Raw genomic sequence first — 17,594 nt, 5'->3', positions numbered from 1 at the left:
CGAACCCCTGTTACCGCCGTGAAAGGGCGGTGTCCTAGGCCACTAGACGAAGGGGACCTGGAACTTCGTTTGAAACCCTGCCGAAGCAGCATTTCTAAAATCTGGAGCGGGAAACGAGACTCGAACTCGCGACCCCGACCTTGGCAAGGTCGTGCTCTACCAACTGAGCTATTCCCGCATTACAACTTGAAAGTGGCGTCCCCTAGGGGACTCGAACCCCTGTTACCGCCGTGAAAGGGCGGTGTCCTAGGCCACTAGACGAAGGGGACATACCCCGGAACATCAAGCAACTTTCCGGCTTCCTTCGCTCCGCTTTAGGCTTTGCGCTGGAAGTGGCGCGCATTCTATGGAGGCTTTTAGAGGCCGTCAACCTCTCTATAAAAAATTTTTAAAATCAAAGACTTCAGCCCAGAAATCGATAAGCCACTAGGAGCCATGCGAGCAAGCCACTACACTCGGTCGAAAAGTCGATTTCCGAGAGGTCCCAAGCAGTGTCCGCACTCGTGATTACCCTGCTGATCGTCGGCGGCATTGCCCTGCTGATGGTGATTGCCTACGTCAACCATGCCGTCGAGAACAGCAAACTGGATAAAGCACGCCAGCGCGCCGATCTGCTCGACCGCATTCGTCGCTGCCAGGACATCTCCGAACGCATGCCCGGCCAACTGATGACGCCGCAACTGAAGCTGTTGCTGAGCCAGTTGCAACTGCAGGTCAGTGAACGCCTGCTGGCATTGGATAAACAGAATGCGGCGCTGCGCAGCGATGCCGACACGCTCAAGGCACAGATCGCTCAGGGCGAATCCATTGCCGTGAAGAACCCGCCGCAGCCCATTGCCAACGAGGCCAAGGCCAAGGACGTACGTTTTCTCCTGGAAAATCTGCACGCCCTGATCACCGGTTCGGTACAGGGCGGCCTGCTGCCCGCCAACGACGGCAAGCACTGGCTCAAGCAGATTCGCCAGATGCTGGTGCTGGTGCATATCGAGTTCTTCAGCACCCTGGGCCAGACGGCCATGCAACAGAACCAGCCCGGCCAGGCGCGTCTGGCCTTCGAACGCGGCGTGCAGTACCTGCGCAAACAGCCTGAGCCGGCGCCTTATCAGGCCCAGCTCAAACGCTTCGAAGAGCAGTTGGCGCGGGCCAATGCCCTGGTGCTCAACAATAACGTCCCCGCAGCGGATGAACCCAGTGAGCTGACCGAAGGCCTGAAGGGCCTGGAAGAAGACTGGAAGAAGAAGAACATCTACGACTGAGCAAGTGTCGATCACGCTCGTTCGGTCGTGCACGCTGACCGCCAATAGGAGTCGCAATGAGCCTGACTGTATATGGGGCGCCGCTGTCCCCCTTCGTTCGCAAGCTCTGCCTGTGCCTGATCGAGAAGGGTCTGGATTACGAACTTGAAGTCGTCATGCCCTTCGGCCAGCCGGACTGGTTTCGCGAACTCAACCCGCTGGGGCGCATTCCCGCCTTTCGCGACGGCGACCTGACGCTGGCGGACTCCAGCGTCATCTGCCAGTACCTCGAGGATCGCCACCCCGAGCGCAAGCCACTATATGGCGCCGATGCCGAGCAACGGGCCAAGGTACGCTGGCTGGAAAAATATGCCGACTACGAGTTGGCGCCGCTGTGCACCTTCAGCGTGTTCCGCAACCGCGTGCTGAAAGCCACCATGGGCCAGCCATGCGACGAGGAAAAGGTGCAGCAGACGTTGAGAGACAAGCTGCCCAGCCACTTCGATTACCTCGAAGCTACGCTGGGCGACAAGCCGTACTTCCTCGGTGACCAGCTGTCCATGGCCGACCTGGCGCTGGCCAGCCAGTTGATCAACATGGAACACGGTGGCGAAACCCTCGACGCGAGCCGCTGGCCGGCACTGGCCGCGCACTATGAGCGCGTCAAAGCCCGCCCTTCGATACAGCAAGTGCTGCCGCGTGAGCTGCGCACGCTGGAGAAGATCGGCGCCAAGCGCTGAACCCTACCCAGGGCGCGCATAGCGCGCCCTGTTCGGTTTCAACAGTCGCTGGCAGCCAGGAAAATCGCTGCCAGCGCTTCGATACCGGCCTGATCCACCTCGGTGAAGCGCCCGACCGACGGGCTGTCCAGATCCAGCACGCCGATCAGGCGCCCTTTCTTGACCAGCGGCACCACCAGCTCACTGTTCGACGCGCTGTCACAGGCAATGTGCCCGGCGAAAGCATGCACATCTTCGACTCGCTGCGTCTGCAGGCTGGCCGCAGCCGCACCGCAGACACCGCGCCCGAAGGCGATGCGCACGCACGCCACCTGGCCCTGGAACGGGCCAAGCACCAACTCGCCATCCTTGACCAGATAGAAGCCGGCCCAATTCAGGTCGGCCAGCTCGTGAAAGAGGAAGGCGGAAAACTGCGCGGCATTGGCGATGAAGTCGCGCTCGCCGGACAGCAGCGCCTGCAACTGCGCACTCAACAATGGGTAGCCGTTGAGGTCGCCAGCGACCTGAGAAAGATCGATCATGCCTGTTGCTCCAGCAGTTGCAGCCCAACCCAGTGGCGGGCGAATTGATAGGCACAGCGGCCATTACGGTTACCGCGACCCAGTGCCCAGCGGATGGCCGCCTTTTCCAGCGCCTCGTCCCAGCTCCAGCTCAGCCCGGCCTGGCGCGCCTGCACGTCCACCCAATGGCGCACGACGATCAGAAAGTGATCCTGGCTGAAGGGATAGAACGACAGCCACAGGCCAAACCGGTCGGACAGCGCGATCTTGTCCTCGACCGACTCGCTGGGGTGCAGCTCACCGTCGACCATCTTCCAGTTCTCGTTGTCACTCTGGCGCTCGGGCACCAGGTGGCGGCGGTTGGACGTGGCGTAGAGCAGCACGTTGTCCGGCGCCTGCTCCAGCGAGCCGTCAAGCACGCTCTTGAGCACCCGGTAATCGCCCTCACCCGCCTCGAACGACAGATCGTCGCAGAACAGCACGAAGCGCTGCGGCAAGCCAGCCAGCAGCTCGACCACGCGTGGCAGGTCGGCCAGGTGATCGCGCTCGATCTCGATCAGGCGCAGGCCGGCCTTGGCATGCTCGGCGAGCAAGGCCCGCACCAGCGACGATTTGCCGGTGCCGCGCGCGCCCCAGAGCAAGGCATGGTTGGCTGGCATACCGTTGACGAACTGTCGGGTATTGCGCGCCAACTGCTCGCGCTGGGCGTCAACACCCAGCAGATCGCTCAGCGACAGGTCGAGGCTGACGTCCAGTGGCAGCAGGTAGCCGCTGCGCCCGTCATGCACCCAGCGCGCCGCCACGCAGCTGCTCCAGTCCACCTGCGGACGCACTGCAGGCAGCAGGGGTTCAATGCGCTCCAGCACCTGCTCGGCGCGGGCCAGAAAGTCCAGTAATCGGGAATCCACTATCTACTACTCCTTTTGCGCAGAACCGCACGTTGTAGGCCCTGCCGGTACCGGGTCGCTATCGGCTATGCTTGGCAGGCGCCCAAGGATCAGAGACGACGCACGCATTCATGGATATTTCGCTCACCCATCGCCTGTCGTTCAAACAGGCCGGCCTGACCGTCCTGGTGGCGTTTATCCTCGGCACGTTGCTCAGCGTCACCCAAGTGGCGGTCGATTATGCCAGCGAAGACGCCTCCATCAACCGCGAGATTCGCGCGTTGCTGGAAATCAGCCACAACCCCGCCGCTCGTATCGCCTACAACATCGACGCCGAACTGGCGCAGGAACTGGTCCTCGGCCTGCTGCGCTCACCGGCAGTAACCCGGGCCGAACTGATCGACAACAACGGCATGGTTCTGGCCAGCGTCAGCCGGCCACGCAGCGAAAGCCGCTACCGGGTATTCAGTGACAGCCTGTTCGGCGCCCAGCGGCAGTTCCAGGACCCGCTCTACGTCAGCCACGCCCCCCACGAAGCGCTTGGCGTTCTGCGCCTGGAGGTCGACACCTACGCCTTTGGCAGCCACTTCCTGAAACGCTCGCTACTGACCCTGATCACCGGCTTCGCCCGCAGCCTGCTGCTGTCGCTGATCCTGCTGGTGCTGTTCTATTTCATGCTGACCAAACCCCTGACCGGGGTGATTCGCGCCCTCAGCGAGCGCAACCCGCAGGACCCGCAACATCATCCGGTGCCCTGCCCCAAAGGCCACGAGCGCGACGAAATCGGCACCCTGGTCGAAGTCACCAACCGCCAGCTGTCGAGCATCGCCCTGGAAATCGGACAACGGCGCAACGCCGAGGACCGCCTGACCCAGTACCTGAGCGAGCTGGAAAACATCGTCTCGGCACGTACCGCCGAACTCAAGGCCACCAACGTGCGCCTCAGCCAGTCCAACGCCGAACTGGACGCCGCGCGCACCACGGCGCTGAACATGGCGCAGGCGCGCTCGGCCTTCCTGGCCAACATGAGCCATGAGATCCGCACACCGCTCAATGGCCTGCTGGGCATGCTCGCCCTGGCGCTGGACGGCCCGCTCAGCGCCGAACAGCGTCAGCAACTGGGCATCGCCCATGACTCCGGCAAGGTTCTGGTCGAACTGCTCAACGACATCCTCGATCTGTCCAAGTTCGAAGCAGGCCAGCTCGAACTGGAGCAAATCCCCTTCGATCTCGGCGTGCTGGCGGAAGAAACCGCCAGCTTGCTGTCGCAGAACGCCGCCAATGCCGTAGAGCTGACCTGCCTGATCGACCCGGCGCTACCGGCACAGGTGCTGGGTGACCCGACGCGGGTGCGCCAGATCGTCAGCAACCTGCTGTCCAACGCCCTCAAATTCACCCGTTTTGGCCGCGTCGACCTGATCGTCACCTGCGGCGCGCAAGGCATCAGCATTCGCGTGCGCGATACCGGCATCGGCATCAGCGAAGATGCCCAGGCGCGCATCTTCCAGCCTTTCGCCCAAGCAGAGGTGGGCATTACCCGCGAATACGGCGGCACCGGGCTTGGCCTGGCGCTGACGCGACGTTTGTGCGAAGCGATGCACGGCGTGCTGACCCTGCAATCGAAAGAAGGCTTCGGCAGCGAATTCTGCGCCGACCTGCCGCTGCCAACCCATGCACAACCCAGCGCACAGCCTGCACTACAGGGCCGTATCGTTGCGCTGACCCCGGCCAGCAGCGGCCTGCAACAGATGCTCGCGCAGTGGCTGCCGACCTGGGGCCTGAACTATCAGCGCCTGGATACCGATGCCAGCCTGCAAGGCGTGGACGCTGACCTGCTGATCAGCGACTGCCCGCAATGCCTGCTCGGCATCCGCCCGGCGATTGGCACACCGGCGCTGCTGGTGACCGCCTATGGCAACTTCCTGCCACAGGATCAGGCGCAACGCCTCATGCCGCTGCTGCAGATTGCCCGCCCACTGGCGCGCAGCGGGCTGCTGCAAATGCTGCGGCACATCCTGCACATCGACGACGCAGACGTTCACAGCAACACGCAGGTGCAACCTGCGCGGGAAAGCGCCGCACGCGTGCTGTTGGTCGAGGACAACCCGGTCAACCAGATGGTGGCCAAGGGCATGCTGGCCAAGCTCGGCTACCAGGTGCTGGTGGCCGGCCATGGTGGTGAAGCCCTGGAAATACTGGAACAGGAAGCCGTCGACCTGATCCTGATGGACTGCAACATGCCGGTGATGGATGGCTACGAGGCCAGCCGGCGCATTCGCAGCAATGGGCGCTGGCCGGAACTGCCCATCGTCGCCCTGACCGCCAACGCCCTGTCCGACGAGCGTGAGCGTTGCCGCGCCGCCGGCATGAACGACTACCTGGCCAAACCCTTCCGCCGTGAAGAACTGGCAGCCATGCTCGACACCTGGCTGCCCGTCGACCTTAGCCGTTGAGCCTGGCCAGCAAGCGATCCAGGTTGCGCCGCAGCCCTTCCAGCTCCAGCAGATCCTGACCGTCGAACTGGCAAAGCAATTGCGCCTTCAGCGGCAGGACCTGCGCCTGCAGCACTGTGCCGGCCTCACTCAGCGCCAGATGCACCTCGCGTTCGTCAGCCTGGGCACGGCGGCGCAGCACCAGGCCCATCTGTTCCAGGCGCTTGAGCAGCGGCGTCAGGGTGCCCGAATCCAGCTGCAGACGCTGCCCAAGCGCCTTGAGCGTTGGCTGCTGCGGCGCCCGCTCCTGCCATTCCCACAGCACCAGCATCACCAGATACTGCGGGTAGGTCAGGCCGAGGGCGTCGAGCATCGGCTTGTAGGCGCGAATCACCGCGCGTGAAGCGGCGTAGAGCTTGAAGCACAGCTGATTGTCCAACTGCAGCGCGGCGCTATCGATAATGCTCATTTCAGCAGGGCTTCGATCTCGCTGCTCAGCTCTTCGGGCTTGGTGGTGGGCGCGAAGCGCTTGACCACCTTGCCATCCGCGCCAATCAGGAACTTGGTGAAGTTCCACTTGATGCCCTGGCTGCCCAGCAGGCCGGGGGCGCGCTTCTTCAATTGCACGAACAGCGGATGAGCGCCTGCGCCATTGACGTCGACCTTCTTGAACAGCGGGAAGCTGACGCCGAAGTTCAGCTCGCAGAATTCGGAAATCGCACCCTCGTCACCCGGCTCCTGCTTGCCGAACTGATTGCAGGGGAAACCGAGCACCACCAGGCCCTTGTCCTTGTATTGCTGCCAGACGTTTTCCAGGCCCTTGTACTGCGGGGTGAATCCGCACTTGCTGGCGGTGTTGACCACCAGCACCGCCTTGCCGCCGAAATCGGCCAGGGTCTTCTGCTCGCCCTTGATGGTGGTGACTGGAATATCGAAAAGCGCATTGCTCATGGGGAATCGTCCTGAATGGGCTGAAAGTGATGAACAAACTAGCGAGCAATTAAATTGCATGCAATTTAATTGCTCGAAAATAAGGCCCGTGGATAACGCACTATCCGTAGGATGGGTTATCCACGCCAGGGCACGACTTGCTCAGCAAGCGGCTAATCCGCTCTACAAAACGGTGGCGCCTAGGGCTCGTACCACAGCGGCCAGTTGACCTGAATCGCCCTGAATACGCACTCGCAGGCCATCCGTCTCGCGACGCATCGGGTAGTGTTTGCGCAGGCGATCGAAGCCGGCGCGCCGGGCTTCGGCAGCGCCGACCAGGCTGCGGCGAAAATCCGCATCGTCGCGGCGCGGGTCGTACACTGCGCGACACAGGCTGGCCAAAGCCCAGGCCGGGTCCGCGCTACCGTCTAGGCTCAGCTCGCTCAGCCAGGGTGCCGGCAACAGGTCGGCGAGCACGACCTGTTCGGCGACCCCCAGCACCCGGCAACAGGCCTGGTAGATCTGCGCCGTCCCCCGCAGCTTGCCGTCGAGGCTGTAACCGGCGATATGCGGCGTCGCCAGCTGGCACAGAGCGGCCAGCTCGACATCGGCCTGCGGCTCGCCTTCCCAGACATCCAGCACTGCCTTCAGATCAGGCCGCTGCGGCAGCAGACTGCGCAATGCGGCATTGTCCACCACGGCGCCACGACTGGCATTGATCAGCCAGGTGCCTGGTTTGAGCGCCGCCAGTCGCGCCGAATCGAACAGGTGGCGGGTCGAGGCATCCAGCGGCGTGTGCAGGCTGATCACATCGCACTGGTCGATGATCCGCTCCAGGCTGACGAAATCACCGCCCTCAGCAGCCTGACGTGGCGGGTCGCAGACGCGCACCTGCCAGCCCAGCCCCTGCAGCAGCTTGACCAGGCGACCGCCGACCTGCCCCGCACCCACTACGCCATAGACCCGTGCAGCCGGGTCGACACCCTCGCGCTCGGCCAGGGTCAGCACGCTGCCCAGCACGTAATCCACCACGCCACGGGCGTTGCAGCCTGGGGCGCTGCTCCAGGCGATACCCGCTTCAGCGAAGTAATCGAGATCCAGATGATCGGTGCCAATGGTGCAGGTGCCGACAAAGCGCACCCGGCTGCCTTCGAGCAAGGCGCGATTCACCTGGGTGACCGAGCGCACCAGCAACAGGTCGGCATCACGTACGTCGGCCGCGCTGATGCTGCGCCCCGGCAAGCGACGGATGCTGCCAAACGCAGCGAAGAACTCATCGAGCAGGGGAATGTTTTCGTCGGCGACTATGTGCATGGCGGGCTCCATCGGACAGGTCGCCATTCTAAGTCAGCCGAGACCTCAGCGTCGCCCCACAGCCCGCCAGACAGAGGGGCAGATCGTGCTTTCCTGACCGTCACGTCAAGGCGTAGACTACGCGGTTTCCTGTGATCCTGAAGAGTCGAAATGTCCACCGACACCCGCCTTGGCCGCGTGCGCACGGAATTGCGCAGCCTCCTGTTCCTGGCCACGCCCATCATCATCGCGCAGTTGGCGCACACTGCCATGGGCTTCGTCGATACGCTGATGGCCGGGCGCGTCAGCCCGCAGGACCTGGCTGCCGTGGCGCTGGGTAACTCGATCTGGGTGCCGGTGTTCCTGCTGATGACCGGCATTCTGCTGGCCACCACGTCCAAGGTGGCGCAGCGCTTCGGCGCTGGCGAAGAGGCCGAAATCGGCCCACTGGTGCGCCAGGCACTATGGCTGGCCCTTGTAGTAGGCGGCAGCGCCGCTACCCTGCTGTGGAACGCCGAATTCGTGCTGCGCGTCATGAACGTCGAGCCATCGCTGATCGACCCTGCGATGGGCTACCTGCGCGCCGTGGCCTGCGGCTTCCCCGCGGTGGCGCTGTATCACGTGCTGCGCTGCTGCAGCGACGGCCTTGGCCACACCCGCCCGTCCATGGTGCTGGGTATCCTCGGCTTGCTGCTGAACATCCCGGCCAACTACATCTTTATCTACGGCAAGTTCGGCCTGCCGGCCATGGGCGGCGTTGGCTGCGGCTGGGCGACCGCGCTGGTGATGATCTTCATGCTGATCGGCATGCTGGTCTGGGTGAAATGGGCGCCCTACTACCGCAACAGTGCCCTGTTCGCCCGTTTCGACTGGCCGCAGTGGGCGGTGATCAAGCGCCTGCTGAGCATCGGTGTGCCGATTGGCGTGGCGGTGTTCGCCGAATCGAGCATCTTCGCGGTGATCGCCCTGCTCATCGGCGGCCTCGGCGCCACGGTGGTGGCCGGGCACCAGATCGCCCTGAACTTCAGCTCGATGGTATTCATGATCCCCTACTCGCTGGCCATGGCGGCCACCGTGCGCGTTGGCCAGGCACTGGGCCGTGGCCAGCCGCGCGAGGCACGCTTCGCCGCCGGGGTGAGCATGGGCGCGGCGCTGGGCTACGCCTGCGTATCGGCCAGTCTGATGTTCCTGCTGCGCGAACAGATCGCGCAGATCTACACCCCGGACAAGACCGTCATCGCGGTCGCGGCAACGCTGATCGTCTATGCCGCGCTGTTTCAGTTCTCCGACGCGATTCAGGTGACTGCGGCCGGTGCATTGCGCGGCTATCAGGACACGCGCATCACCATGCTGCTGACCCTGTTCGCCTACTGGGGCATCGGCTTGCCGGTAGGTTATGCGTTGGGGCTGTCCGACCTGTTCGGCGAACCCAGTGGCCCGAGTGGCCTGTGGCAGGGGCTGGTGGTCGGGCTGACCTGCGCTGCCGCGATGCTTACCGTGCGCCTGGCCCGCAGCGCTCGCAAGCGCATTCGCCGAACGGCCTGAGTGATTGGATCGGTAGACCATCGCCTCTAGACTGAGCGCATGACCCGACTCACCCTGCTTCTCTGCCTCTTGGCGCTCGCCGGCTGCGGCCCGGCCAACGATGGCCTGGCCCTGCAGAGCGACTACCTGCAGCGCCTGCAACGCTCGCTCGATGCCAGCGATTTCGTCGCCTTCGACAGCCGCGACATCAGCCAGTATCGCCTGCCGCCGCGGCGCCAGCGGATAGTGCAGATTGCCGAACTGCGTATCGGCCTGCTCGATCTGGTCATCGATGCGCGCCGCTGCCCGCACCTGCAACAGCTGATCAGCCAACGCAACAGCAGCCTGGGCAAACAATTGATGCCCAGCCAGCGCCTGGGCTACGAAGGTGATCTGCTGCGCGCCATCGACGCCTGCCTGCCTTACCTCGAAGACGATTCCAGCCTCAAAACCACCTTGCAGCAACTGGCCAGCGAAAAGCGCCAGCAACTATCTGCGGTGTTCTGGAACGCGCTCAACGGCAGCCCTGAGTTCGAACACTACCTGCGCTTCGCCGACCAGGCATTGCCGGTGGACACCCAGGAAGACAGCGCCGCACTGGACGCACTGCAGCGCCTGGCGAGCATTGGCGCCGCCCTGCCTGCGCAGTTGCCGCCAAGCGCCGAACAGCTGGAGCCACTGTTCTTCGCCCTCTACGCCAGCGAACAAGGCGGTCAGTTGATCACCAGCCTGGCCAGCCTGCGCCACAACCTCGATGCTGGCAGCGACCTGTTGGAGCAGCGCCAGCAGAACCGTCCGCTGTGCCCACTGGGCCAAGCCACGCCGCGCGGGCGCATCCTGCAGAACATCTTCGTCAAGTTCTACGCAGGCGGCCTGCAGCCGTATCTGGCACAGGTCGATCAACGTGGTCAGCAGTGGCAGGCGGCGCTGCTGCAGTTGCAGCGCATCGAGGGCATTCCCGACGCCACCCGCGAGTACCTGTTGCGCCTGGCCGGCGAGCAGGATTCGTTATGGCGGGATTTCCAGGCGGCCACGGCGCGTCACGTCAAAGCCTGGCAGAACGTGCTCAACAGCTGCGGCCTGGCGCCAGGACAGGCGGGATGGAACAGCGCGGAGCCTTAGGCTGCGCCGCGCCTGAAGCAGCAGCCTAATCGGCCTTCTTGCGAATCCAGTACAGGTAGGCGCCGTCCTCTTCGGCCTGTCCGAGCAGTTCGTGACCGAGAAACACGCAGAACTTGGGAATATCACGACGGGTCGAGGGGTCGGTGGCGATCACCTTGAGCAGGCCGCCCGGCGACAGGTCGCGCACCTTGTTGTGCAGCATCATCACCGGTTCCGGGCAATTCAGGCCGCTGGCGTCGAGCAGGTCATCGTGATTGAGGGTCAGGGCTTCGGACATAAGGGGCTCCACAGGCAAGCGCGTATTGTCGCGCAAAGCTGACCTCCAGGTCACCCTGCGCGCACAACCTTGGATGGGCAGCGCGCACCGCTCGGCTGCGGCACAGTGCCTGCGCTCTGGCGCGTCATGGACGATTCGCACGCCAGCTTAGGGCGGAGCCCGAAGCGACGCGGGAGTCCGGGCCGTGCCTAACCGGGCACGTGCCCGGTTTGCCTGCCGTGCGGCGTCGTCACTTGCCGTGGCGGCGCAGGTGGCAGGTCACTTCCTCACGGTCGTGATAGAGCTGCTTGCAGCCGATGCTGACCTTCAGGCCGCGCTCCGCCAGCCCCGACTCGATGCGATCGAGCAGACGCCGCACTTCGGCATAGCGCTGCTTCATCGGCAACTTGAGGTTGACCACCGCCTCGCGGCACAGCCCCTCGCCCAGCCAGGTTTCGATCATCGCTGCCGTGCGTGCCGGTTTCTCGACGATGTCGCAGACCATCCAGTGCACCGGATGCCGCGGGCGGAAGGTGAAACCATCGGCGCGCTGGTGCACGACGAAACCGGAGTACATCAGGCTTTCGGCCATCGGCCCGTTGTCCACGGCAGTCACGCGGATTTCCCGATTGACCAGTTGCCAGGTCCAGCCGCCCGGTGCGGCGCCCAGATCCACCGCCGTCATGCCGGGCGCCAGGCGCTGATCCCACTGCTCGCGCGGAATGAAATGGTGCCAGGCCTCCTCCAGCTTGAGCGTGGAACGGCTCGGCGCCTCGCGCGGAAACTTCAAGCGCGCAATGCCCATCGGCCACATCGCCTGGTTGTCCGCCTCGGCGATGCCGGCGAACACCTCACGGCCACTCTTGAAGGTCAGCAGCAGGCGCGGCTTCTTCGCGTCGTCCACCAGCTTGCCGGCCTTGAGCAGCGCCTTGCGCAGCGGCACCTCGAACTTCTTGCAGAAGGTCGAGACCTCCTTGCCGTCATTGGTATCCACCACCTCCAGCCACAAGCTGCCACACACCGGATAATCGGCCAGGGCCTCGAGCAACACGCTGATGCGATCGCTCTCCGGCAACATGACGAAACCACCGCGCGCCCATTGCCGCGGGAATATCAGGCTATTGAAGCGCACACTGCGCATCAGACGCTCGCTGCCATCGGCCTCACTGCAGACGAACTCGGCGCAAGCGCTGCCAGGCTTGGTCCTGGAGTAGCCCGGTACATCCAGACGCGCAGCGAGATCACTGATCTCGGCGCAGACCTCCCCCTCGAAACCGGGGCGGCAATGCAGAAACAGGGTATTCATCAAAGGGTCTCCTTCAGGCGCGCATGATACCCGAGACCGGAACCCCGAGCCGTTAAACCTGTCCAGCTATACATGTGCTGCCAACAGATACGGATCGACACCCTGGCCGCTGGCGAATGCGCCGCGATTAAGCCTGGCGATCCGATAAACAGGCAGCGCATGGCAACTCATAAAAGGATATGCGCTAGCCAGACCGCTCAAGCCGAACTAGCTTGAAGGTCTGCCGCCATCAGACACAGCCCGAACCGTGCGGGCGCAAGGAGATGTGCAATGCCCTCCCTCGATAGCCTGAACTGCCGCCGCGAACTGAAAATCGGCGACACCACCTACCACTACTTCAGCCTGCCCGAAGCCGCCCAACGGCTCGGCAATATCGACCGCCTGCCCATGTCGCTCAAGGTGCTGCTGGAAAACCTGCTGCGCAACGAAGACGGTAAGACGGTGATGCCCGAAGACCTGCAAGCCATGGTCGACTGGCTCGACAAACGCGCCTCCGACCGCGAGATCCAGTACCGCCCGGCACGCGTGCTGATGCAGGACTTCACCGGCGTGCCTGCGGTGGTCGACCTGGCCGCCATGCGCGACGCCATGGCCAAGGCCGGCGGCGACCCGCAGCGGATCAACCCGCTGTCGCCGGTGGATCTGGTCATCGACCACTCGGTGATGGTCGACCGCTATGCCTCCTCCAGCGCCTTCCACGACAACGTCGAACTGGAAATGCAGCGCAACGGCGAGCGCTACGCCTTCCTGCGCTGGGGCCAGCACGCCTTCGACAACTTCAGCGTGGTGCCACCGGGCACCGGCATCTGCCACCAGGTCAACCTCGAATACCTGGCGCGCACCGTCTGGAGCAAAGAGGAAGACGGCGTCACCCTCGCCTACCCCGACACCCTGGTCGGCACCGACTCGCACACCACCATGATCAACGGTCTCGGCGTACTCGGCTGGGGCGTGGGCGGCATCGAGGCAGAAGCGGCCATGCTCGGCCAGCCAGTGTCGATGCTGATTCCCGAAGTGATCGGCTTCAAGCTCAGCGGCAAGCTGAAAGAAGGCATCACAGCCACCGACCTGGTGCTGACCGTCACCCAGATGCTGCGCAAGAAAGGCGTGGTGGGCAAATTCGTCGAGTTCTACGGCGATGGCCTGGCCGACCTGCCCCTGGCTGATCGCGCCACCATTGCCAACATGGCGCCGGAATACGGCGCCACCTGCGGCTTCTTCCCGGTGGATGACATCACCCTCGGCTACCTGCGCCTGTCCGGCCGCCCGGACGCCACCGTGCAACTGGTCGAGGCCTACAGCAAGGCTCAGGGCCTGTGGCGCGAGCCAGGTGCCGAGCCCGTGTTCACCGACAGCCTGAGCCTCGACATGGGCAGCGTCGAAGCCAGCCTGGCCGGGCCCAAGCGCCCGCAGGACCGTGTCTCGCTGAGCCAGATCAGCCAGGCCTTCGACGACTTCGTCGGCCTGCAGCTCAAGCCGGCGGCCAAGGAAGAAGGCCGCATGCTCAGCGAGGGCGGCGGTGGTACCGCCGTCGGCGGCGACAAGCAAAGCGGCGGCATCGATTATGAGGACGATGGCCACACCCATCGCCTGCAGGACGGCGCTGTGGTGATCGCCGCCATCACCTCCTGCACCAACACCTCCAACCCCAGCGTGATGATGGCTGCCGGCCTGCTGGCAAAGAAGGCGGTAGAAAAAGGCCTACAGCGCAAGCCCTGGGTGAAGAGTTCGCTGGCCCCCGGCTCCAAGGTGGTTACCGAGTACTTCGACGCCGCTGGCCTGACGCCCTACCTGGAGAAGCTCGGCTTCGACCTAGTGGGCTACGGCTGCACCACCTGCATCGGCAACTCCGGGCCGCTGCGTGAGCCCATCGAGAAAGCCATCACCCAGGCCGATCTCACCGTCGCCTCGGTGCTCTCCGGCAACCGCAACTTCGAGGGTCGCGTACATCCGCTGGTGAAAACCAACTGGCTGGCCTCGCCGCCCCTGGTGGTCGCCTACGCCCTGGCCGGTAGCGTGCGCCTCGACCTGACGAGCGACGCTCTCGGCACCGGCAAGGATGGCCAGCCGGTGTACCTCAAGGACGTCTGGCCATCCCAGGCCGAGATCACCGAGGCCATCGCCAAGGTCGACACCGCCATGTTCCGCAAGGAATACGCCGAAGTCTTCGCCGGCGACGAGAAATGGCAAGCCATCGACGTGCCCCAGGCCGACACCTATGCCTGGCAAGGCGACTCCACCTACATCCAGCATCCGCCGTTCTTCGAGCATATCGCTGGCGAGCCGCCGCGCATCACCGACATTCGCGAGGCGCGCATCCTCGCCCTGCTCGGCGACTCGGTGACCACCGACCACATCTCGCCAGCTGGCAATATCAAAGCCGACAGCCCGGCTGGGCGCTATCTGAGCGAGCACGGCGTGGACAAGGCCGACTTCAACTCCTACGGCTCGCGCCGCGGCAACCATGAAGTGATGATGCGCGGCACCTTCGCCAACATCCGCATCCGCAACGAAATGCTCGGCGGCGAGGAAGGCGGCAACACCCTGCACTTGCCCAGCGGCGAGAAACTGGCGATCTACGACGCCGCCATGCGCTACCAGGCCGAAGGCACGCCACTTTTGATCATCGCCGGCAAGGAGTACGGCACCGGCTCCAGCCGCGACTGGGCGGCCAAGGGCACCAACCTGCTGGGCGTCAAGGCGGTGATCGCCGAGAGCTTCGAGCGCATCCACCGCTCCAACCTGGTGGGCATGGGCGTGCTGCCGCTGCAATTCAAACCGGGCACCGACCGAAACAGCCTCAAACTCACCGGCAACGAAGTGCTGGCCATCGAGGGGCTGGAAGGCGTGGAACTGCGCCCACAGATGCCACTGACCCTGATCATCGGCCGCGAGAACGGCTCGCACGAGGAAGTCGAAGTGCTGTGCCGCATCGACACCCTCAACGAGGTCGAGTACTTCAAGGCCGGCGGCATCCTGCACTACGTGCTGCGCCAGATGATCGCCAACTGATGCACCTACCCTGCCGCCACTGGCGGCAGGGCCCTCCTTATCCGTCGGGCCAGAGATGGCCAAGGTCGTGACAGAAACGTGACGCCATTCAAAAAGCGTTTACACTGCCCAAAATGGATTAAGCCCTCAACTTTGCCGTTCGTCGGCCGATGACAGGGCATTACAACGACGGATACCTGCCATGCGTAACAACCAGCCGGTCACTCAGCGTGAGCGCAGCTTCCCTGCGCAACAACGCCTGATATCCACCACGGATCTCAAAGGGCAAATCACCTACTGCAACGACGCCTTCGTCGACATCAGCGGTTTCAGTCGTGAAGAGTTGCTGCGCGCACCACACAACATCGTGCGCCACCCCGACGTTCCGGCCGCGGTGTTCGAGCATATGTGGACGACCCTGAAAAGCGGCCGCCCGTGGATGGGTATCGTCAAGAACCGCAGCAAGAACGGTGACCACTACTGGGTCAACGCCTACGTCACGCCCGTGACCGAAAACAACCAGGTTGTCGGCTACGAATCCGTCCGCGTCAAACCGACCGCCGAGCAGGTGCGCCGCGCCGAAACGCTGTACAGCCGGATCAACGCCGGCAAATCAGCCATTCCGGCCAGCAACCAGTGGCTACCCATCGTCCAGGCGTGGATGCCCTTCATCCTGGTCAGCCAGATCGGTTTCCTGATCGGCCATTGGATGGGCAGCAACTGGGGCTTCATCCTCGCCGCCCTGCTCTCCGTCCCGTTGGGCCTGGCCGGCATCGCCTGGCAGACCCGCGGCATCAAACGCCTGCTGCGCATGGCCGAGCAAACCACCTCCGACCCGCTGATCGCGCAGATGTACACCGACAGCCGTGGTTCCGAAGCACGCCTGGAGATGGCCATGCTCAGCCAGGACGCACGGCTTAAAACCTGCCTCACTCGCCTGCAGGACACCGCCGAACAACTGACCCAGCAAGCGCGTGAAGCCGACAAGCTCGCGCACAACAGCTCGGCTGGCCTCGAGCGCCAGCGCAGCGAGACCGAACAAGTCGCCACCGCCGTCAACGAAATGGCCGCCACCACTCTGGAAGTGGCCAGCAATGTCGCCCGCACCGCCATCGCCACCCAGGAAGCCAACCGCCTGACCAGCGAAGGCCGCACCATCGCCGCAGAAACCCGCGAAGCCATCCAGCGCCTGTCGCAATCGGTAGGCGATACCGGCGAAACCGTGACCCGCCTGGCCCAGGACAGCAGCGAAATCGGCGGCGTGGTCGACGTGATCAAGGGCATCGCCGACCAGACCAACCTGCTCGCCCTCAACGCCGCCATCGAGGCGGCTCGTGCAGGCGAAATGGGCCGCGGCTTCGCCGTAGTCGCCGACGAGGTGCGCTCGCTGGCGCAGCGTACCGCCGAATCCACCGAACAGATCCACGCCTTGATCGCCAAGCTGCAGCGCACCGCCGAAGAAGCCGTGCTGACCATGGAGATCGGCCGCAAGCAGGCCGACGAAGGCGTCGAGCGCGTACTGCAGGCTGATCAGGCGCTGTCCGGCATCAGTGACTCGGTGGCCAATATCGCCGACATGGCCAATCAGATCGCCGCAGCGGCGGAGGAGCAAAGCGCCGTCGCTGACGAGATCAACCAGAACATCACCACCATCGCCCAACTGGCCGACCAGACCGCAGGCGAAGCGCAAAGCACCGCCAAACTCAGTGAAGCCCTGACCAACACCGCACAGGGTCAATACGCCTTGGTCGAACGCTTCAACCGCTGAAACAAAAGGCGTAGCGGCTCACCGCTGCGCCTTTCCCCCCTAAGCTCCGCCGCGCTTTTTATATAAGTGAGCCTGCTCACAATCCCCCCTGCTGCTCCTCCAGCTACCCGTCTTCGCGTAATTGCCACTTGCCTGCCGTTATGCGACATGGTGTATAACCTTCCAAACACCCCATCGCCTCGCTATCTCCCGCGAGCTAGAGAAGGATCTTGAAAAATGACCAGGAAGGTTATCCACCAAAACTGCCCGCAGGTTATGCATCATCTGGTGTCTATTTATAGTTAGGTTTCAAGGAGCAACAATTACATGGCAGTAACACAAGACCAACTGTTGGCGTTCGCTATCTACGAAATCCGGCAATTGCTCGCCCATCATTTAGGTAGCGGCGACACTCCGGATCCAGCGGCAAAAACTGCAGCCCATCTGGCATATGCTCTCCATAGCCAAGCTGACGCTATCCTGCAAGGACGCACCTTTGATCCTCAGCAGGCTATAGAATCTTTGAACGCAGTAGATCGAATGCTGGCAACCAATTTTCAAGCTAGATTCTTACAATCAGTTAGTCATGATGCCTAACCAGTGGTTCAAATCGTTCGCTTCGCTCACTGGG

Annotated in this window: 15 protein-coding genes and 2 tRNA genes; 8 read left to right on the top strand and 9 right to left on the bottom strand. The window is 63.5% G+C overall.

All coding sequences use genetic code 11. The annotated features are described in order from the left end of the window. Positions 1 to 102: 102 nt before the first annotated feature. Both PCLY_RS03695 and PCLY_RS03690 read right to left on the bottom strand, forming a co-directional pair. Positions 103 to 178 (bottom strand) — tRNA-Gly (locus PCLY_RS03695). A 15-nt stretch (positions 179 to 193) separates the two neighbouring features. Then, positions 194 to 269, bottom strand: a tRNA-Glu gene (locus PCLY_RS03690). Between the two features lie 222 nt (positions 270 to 491). Between PCLY_RS03690 and PCLY_RS03685 the strand changes: the two genes are divergently transcribed. Continuing rightward, positions 492 to 1,256 (top strand): hypothetical protein, encoded by a 765-nt coding sequence (locus PCLY_RS03685; protein ID WP_197432135.1) that lies wholly within the window; start codon positions 492 to 494, stop codon positions 1,254 to 1,256. A 56-nt stretch (positions 1,257 to 1,312) separates the two neighbouring features. Next, the gene (locus PCLY_RS03680) at positions 1,313 to 1,975 is read left to right on the top strand and encodes a glutathione S-transferase family protein (RefSeq protein ID WP_061237924.1); all 663 of its coding nucleotides are present in this window, start codon (positions 1,313 to 1,315) and stop codon (positions 1,973 to 1,975) included. 38 nt (positions 1,976 to 2,013) lie between these two features. Here the strand turns inward: PCLY_RS03680 and PCLY_RS03675 are convergent, their stop codons facing one another. Together PCLY_RS03675 and PCLY_RS03670 are read right to left on the bottom strand one after the other, a co-directional pair. Continuing rightward, entirely contained in the window at positions 2,014 to 2,496 is a 483-nt protein-coding gene (locus PCLY_RS03675; protein ID WP_061237923.1) for a GAF domain-containing protein, read from the bottom strand. Further along, positions 2,493 to 3,383 (bottom strand): ATP-binding protein, encoded by an 891-nt coding sequence (locus PCLY_RS03670; RefSeq protein WP_061237921.1) that lies wholly within the window; start codon positions 3,381 to 3,383, stop codon positions 2,493 to 2,495. Before PCLY_RS03670 ends, PCLY_RS03675 begins: the two co-directional genes overlap by 4 nt. Positions 3,384 to 3,493: 110 nt before the next feature. Here PCLY_RS03670 and PCLY_RS03665 point away from each other — a divergent pair, with 110 nt between their 5' ends. After that, on the top strand, positions 3,494 to 5,815 hold the full coding sequence (locus PCLY_RS03665; RefSeq protein ID WP_061237919.1) for a response regulator: 2,322 nt from the start codon (positions 3,494 to 3,496) through the stop codon (positions 5,813 to 5,815). Here the strand turns inward: PCLY_RS03665 and PCLY_RS03660 are convergent. The 3 genes from PCLY_RS03660 to pdxB all read right to left on the bottom strand — a co-directional run bounded on the left by PCLY_RS03660 (position 5,805) and on the right by pdxB (position 8,038). Continuing rightward, entirely contained in the window at positions 5,805 to 6,263 is a 459-nt protein-coding gene (locus PCLY_RS03660) for a MarR family winged helix-turn-helix transcriptional regulator (protein ID WP_061237917.1), read from the bottom strand. The two genes, PCLY_RS03665 and PCLY_RS03660, sit on opposite strands and share 11 nt — an antisense overlap. Then, entirely contained in the window at positions 6,260 to 6,745 is a 486-nt protein-coding gene (locus PCLY_RS03655) for a glutathione peroxidase (RefSeq protein ID WP_061237915.1), read from the bottom strand. The genes PCLY_RS03660 and PCLY_RS03655 overlap by 4 nt, the downstream gene beginning before the upstream one ends. Before the next feature lie 162 nt (positions 6,746 to 6,907). Continuing rightward, positions 6,908 to 8,038, bottom strand: coding sequence for a 4-phosphoerythronate dehydrogenase PdxB (gene pdxB / locus PCLY_RS03650; RefSeq protein WP_061237913.1), 1,131 nt, complete (start codon positions 8,036 to 8,038; stop codon positions 6,908 to 6,910). A gap of 150 nt (positions 8,039 to 8,188) precedes the next feature. Between pdxB and PCLY_RS03645 the strand changes: the two genes are divergently transcribed. Then, positions 8,189 to 9,562 carry an MATE family efflux transporter gene (locus PCLY_RS03645; protein ID WP_061237911.1) on the top strand — a complete coding sequence of 458 codons (1,374 nt, stop codon included), beginning with the start codon at positions 8,189 to 8,191 and terminating at the stop codon, positions 9,560 to 9,562. Positions 9,563 to 9,601: 39 nt separating this feature from the next. Next, positions 9,602 to 10,663, top strand: a complete 1,062-nt coding sequence (locus PCLY_RS03640; RefSeq protein ID WP_061237909.1) for a DUF3080 domain-containing protein — start codon at positions 9,602 to 9,604, stop codon at positions 10,661 to 10,663. 25 nt (positions 10,664 to 10,688) lie between these two features. Here the strand turns inward: PCLY_RS03640 and tusA are convergent, their stop codons facing one another. Together tusA and rlmM are read right to left on the bottom strand one after the other, a co-directional pair. Next, positions 10,689 to 10,940: a sulfurtransferase TusA gene (gene tusA / locus PCLY_RS03635; protein ID WP_061237907.1), complete on the bottom strand. Its 252-nt coding sequence runs from the start codon at positions 10,938 to 10,940 to the stop codon at positions 10,689 to 10,691. A 229-nt stretch (positions 10,941 to 11,169) separates the two neighbouring features. Further along, on the bottom strand, positions 11,170 to 12,225 hold the full coding sequence (gene rlmM / locus PCLY_RS03630; RefSeq protein ID WP_061237906.1) for a 23S rRNA (cytidine(2498)-2'-O)-methyltransferase RlmM: 1,056 nt from the start codon (positions 12,223 to 12,225) through the stop codon (positions 11,170 to 11,172). A gap of 270 nt (positions 12,226 to 12,495) precedes the next feature. Here rlmM and acnA point away from each other — a divergent pair, with 270 nt between their 5' ends. The 3 genes from acnA (at position 12,496) to PCLY_RS24320 (ending at position 17,560) form a co-directional block, all read left to right on the top strand. Next, positions 12,496 to 15,237, top strand: coding sequence for an aconitate hydratase AcnA (gene acnA, locus PCLY_RS03625; protein ID WP_061237904.1), 2,742 nt, complete (start codon positions 12,496 to 12,498; stop codon positions 15,235 to 15,237). Between the two features lie 181 nt (positions 15,238 to 15,418). Further along, complete coding sequence (locus tag PCLY_RS03620) at positions 15,419 to 16,984, top strand: methyl-accepting chemotaxis protein (RefSeq protein WP_061237902.1); 1,566 nt, start codon at positions 15,419 to 15,421, stop codon at positions 16,982 to 16,984. A 306-nt stretch (positions 16,985 to 17,290) separates the two neighbouring features. Then, positions 17,291 to 17,560 carry a hypothetical protein gene (locus tag PCLY_RS24320; RefSeq protein ID WP_082768010.1) on the top strand — a complete coding sequence of 90 codons (270 nt, stop codon included), beginning with the start codon at positions 17,291 to 17,293 and terminating at the stop codon, positions 17,558 to 17,560. Positions 17,561 to 17,594 lie beyond the last annotated feature (34 nt).

Source organism: Ectopseudomonas composti (genome assembly GCF_001567565.1).
Lineage (GTDB): Bacteria > Pseudomonadota > Gammaproteobacteria > Pseudomonadales > Pseudomonadaceae > Aquipseudomonas > Aquipseudomonas composti_A.
This window is presented reverse-complemented; position numbering and strand designations above follow the sequence as displayed.

Bases quoted from the DNA above. Each gene is read 5' to 3' on its own strand.
- PCLY_RS03675 (WP_061237923.1), bottom strand. From the start codon at position 2,496: ATGATCGATCTTTCTCAGGTCGCTGGCGACCTCAACGGCTACCCATTG.
- acnA (WP_061237904.1), top strand. From the start codon at position 12,496: ATGCCCTCCCTCGATAGCCTGAACTGCCGCCGCGAACTGAAAATCGGC.
- pdxB (WP_061237913.1), bottom strand. From the start codon at position 8,038: ATGCACATAGTCGCCGACGAAAACATTCCCCTGCTCGATGAGTTCTTC.
- PCLY_RS03645 (WP_061237911.1), top strand. From the start codon at position 8,189: ATGTCCACCGACACCCGCCTTGGCCGCGTGCGCACGGAATTGCGCAGC.
- tusA (WP_061237907.1), bottom strand. From the start codon at position 10,940: ATGTCCGAAGCCCTGACCCTCAATCACGATGACCTGCTCGACGCCAGC.
- PCLY_RS03655 (WP_061237915.1), bottom strand. From the start codon at position 6,745: ATGAGCAATGCGCTTTTCGATATTCCAGTCACCACCATCAAGGGCGAG.
- PCLY_RS03640 (WP_061237909.1), top strand. From the start codon at position 9,602: ATGACCCGACTCACCCTGCTTCTCTGCCTCTTGGCGCTCGCCGGCTGC.
- PCLY_RS24320 (WP_082768010.1), top strand. From the start codon at position 17,291: ATGGCAGTAACACAAGACCAACTGTTGGCGTTCGCTATCTACGAAATC.
- PCLY_RS03680 (WP_061237924.1), top strand. From the start codon at position 1,313: ATGAGCCTGACTGTATATGGGGCGCCGCTGTCCCCCTTCGTTCGCAAG.
- PCLY_RS03660 (WP_061237917.1), bottom strand. From the start codon at position 6,263: ATGAGCATTATCGATAGCGCCGCGCTGCAGTTGGACAATCAGCTGTGC.
- rlmM (WP_061237906.1), bottom strand. From the start codon at position 12,225: ATGAATACCCTGTTTCTGCATTGCCGCCCCGGTTTCGAGGGGGAGGTC.
- PCLY_RS03665 (WP_061237919.1), top strand. From the start codon at position 3,494: ATGGATATTTCGCTCACCCATCGCCTGTCGTTCAAACAGGCCGGCCTG.
- PCLY_RS03620 (WP_061237902.1), top strand. From the start codon at position 15,419: ATGCGTAACAACCAGCCGGTCACTCAGCGTGAGCGCAGCTTCCCTGCG.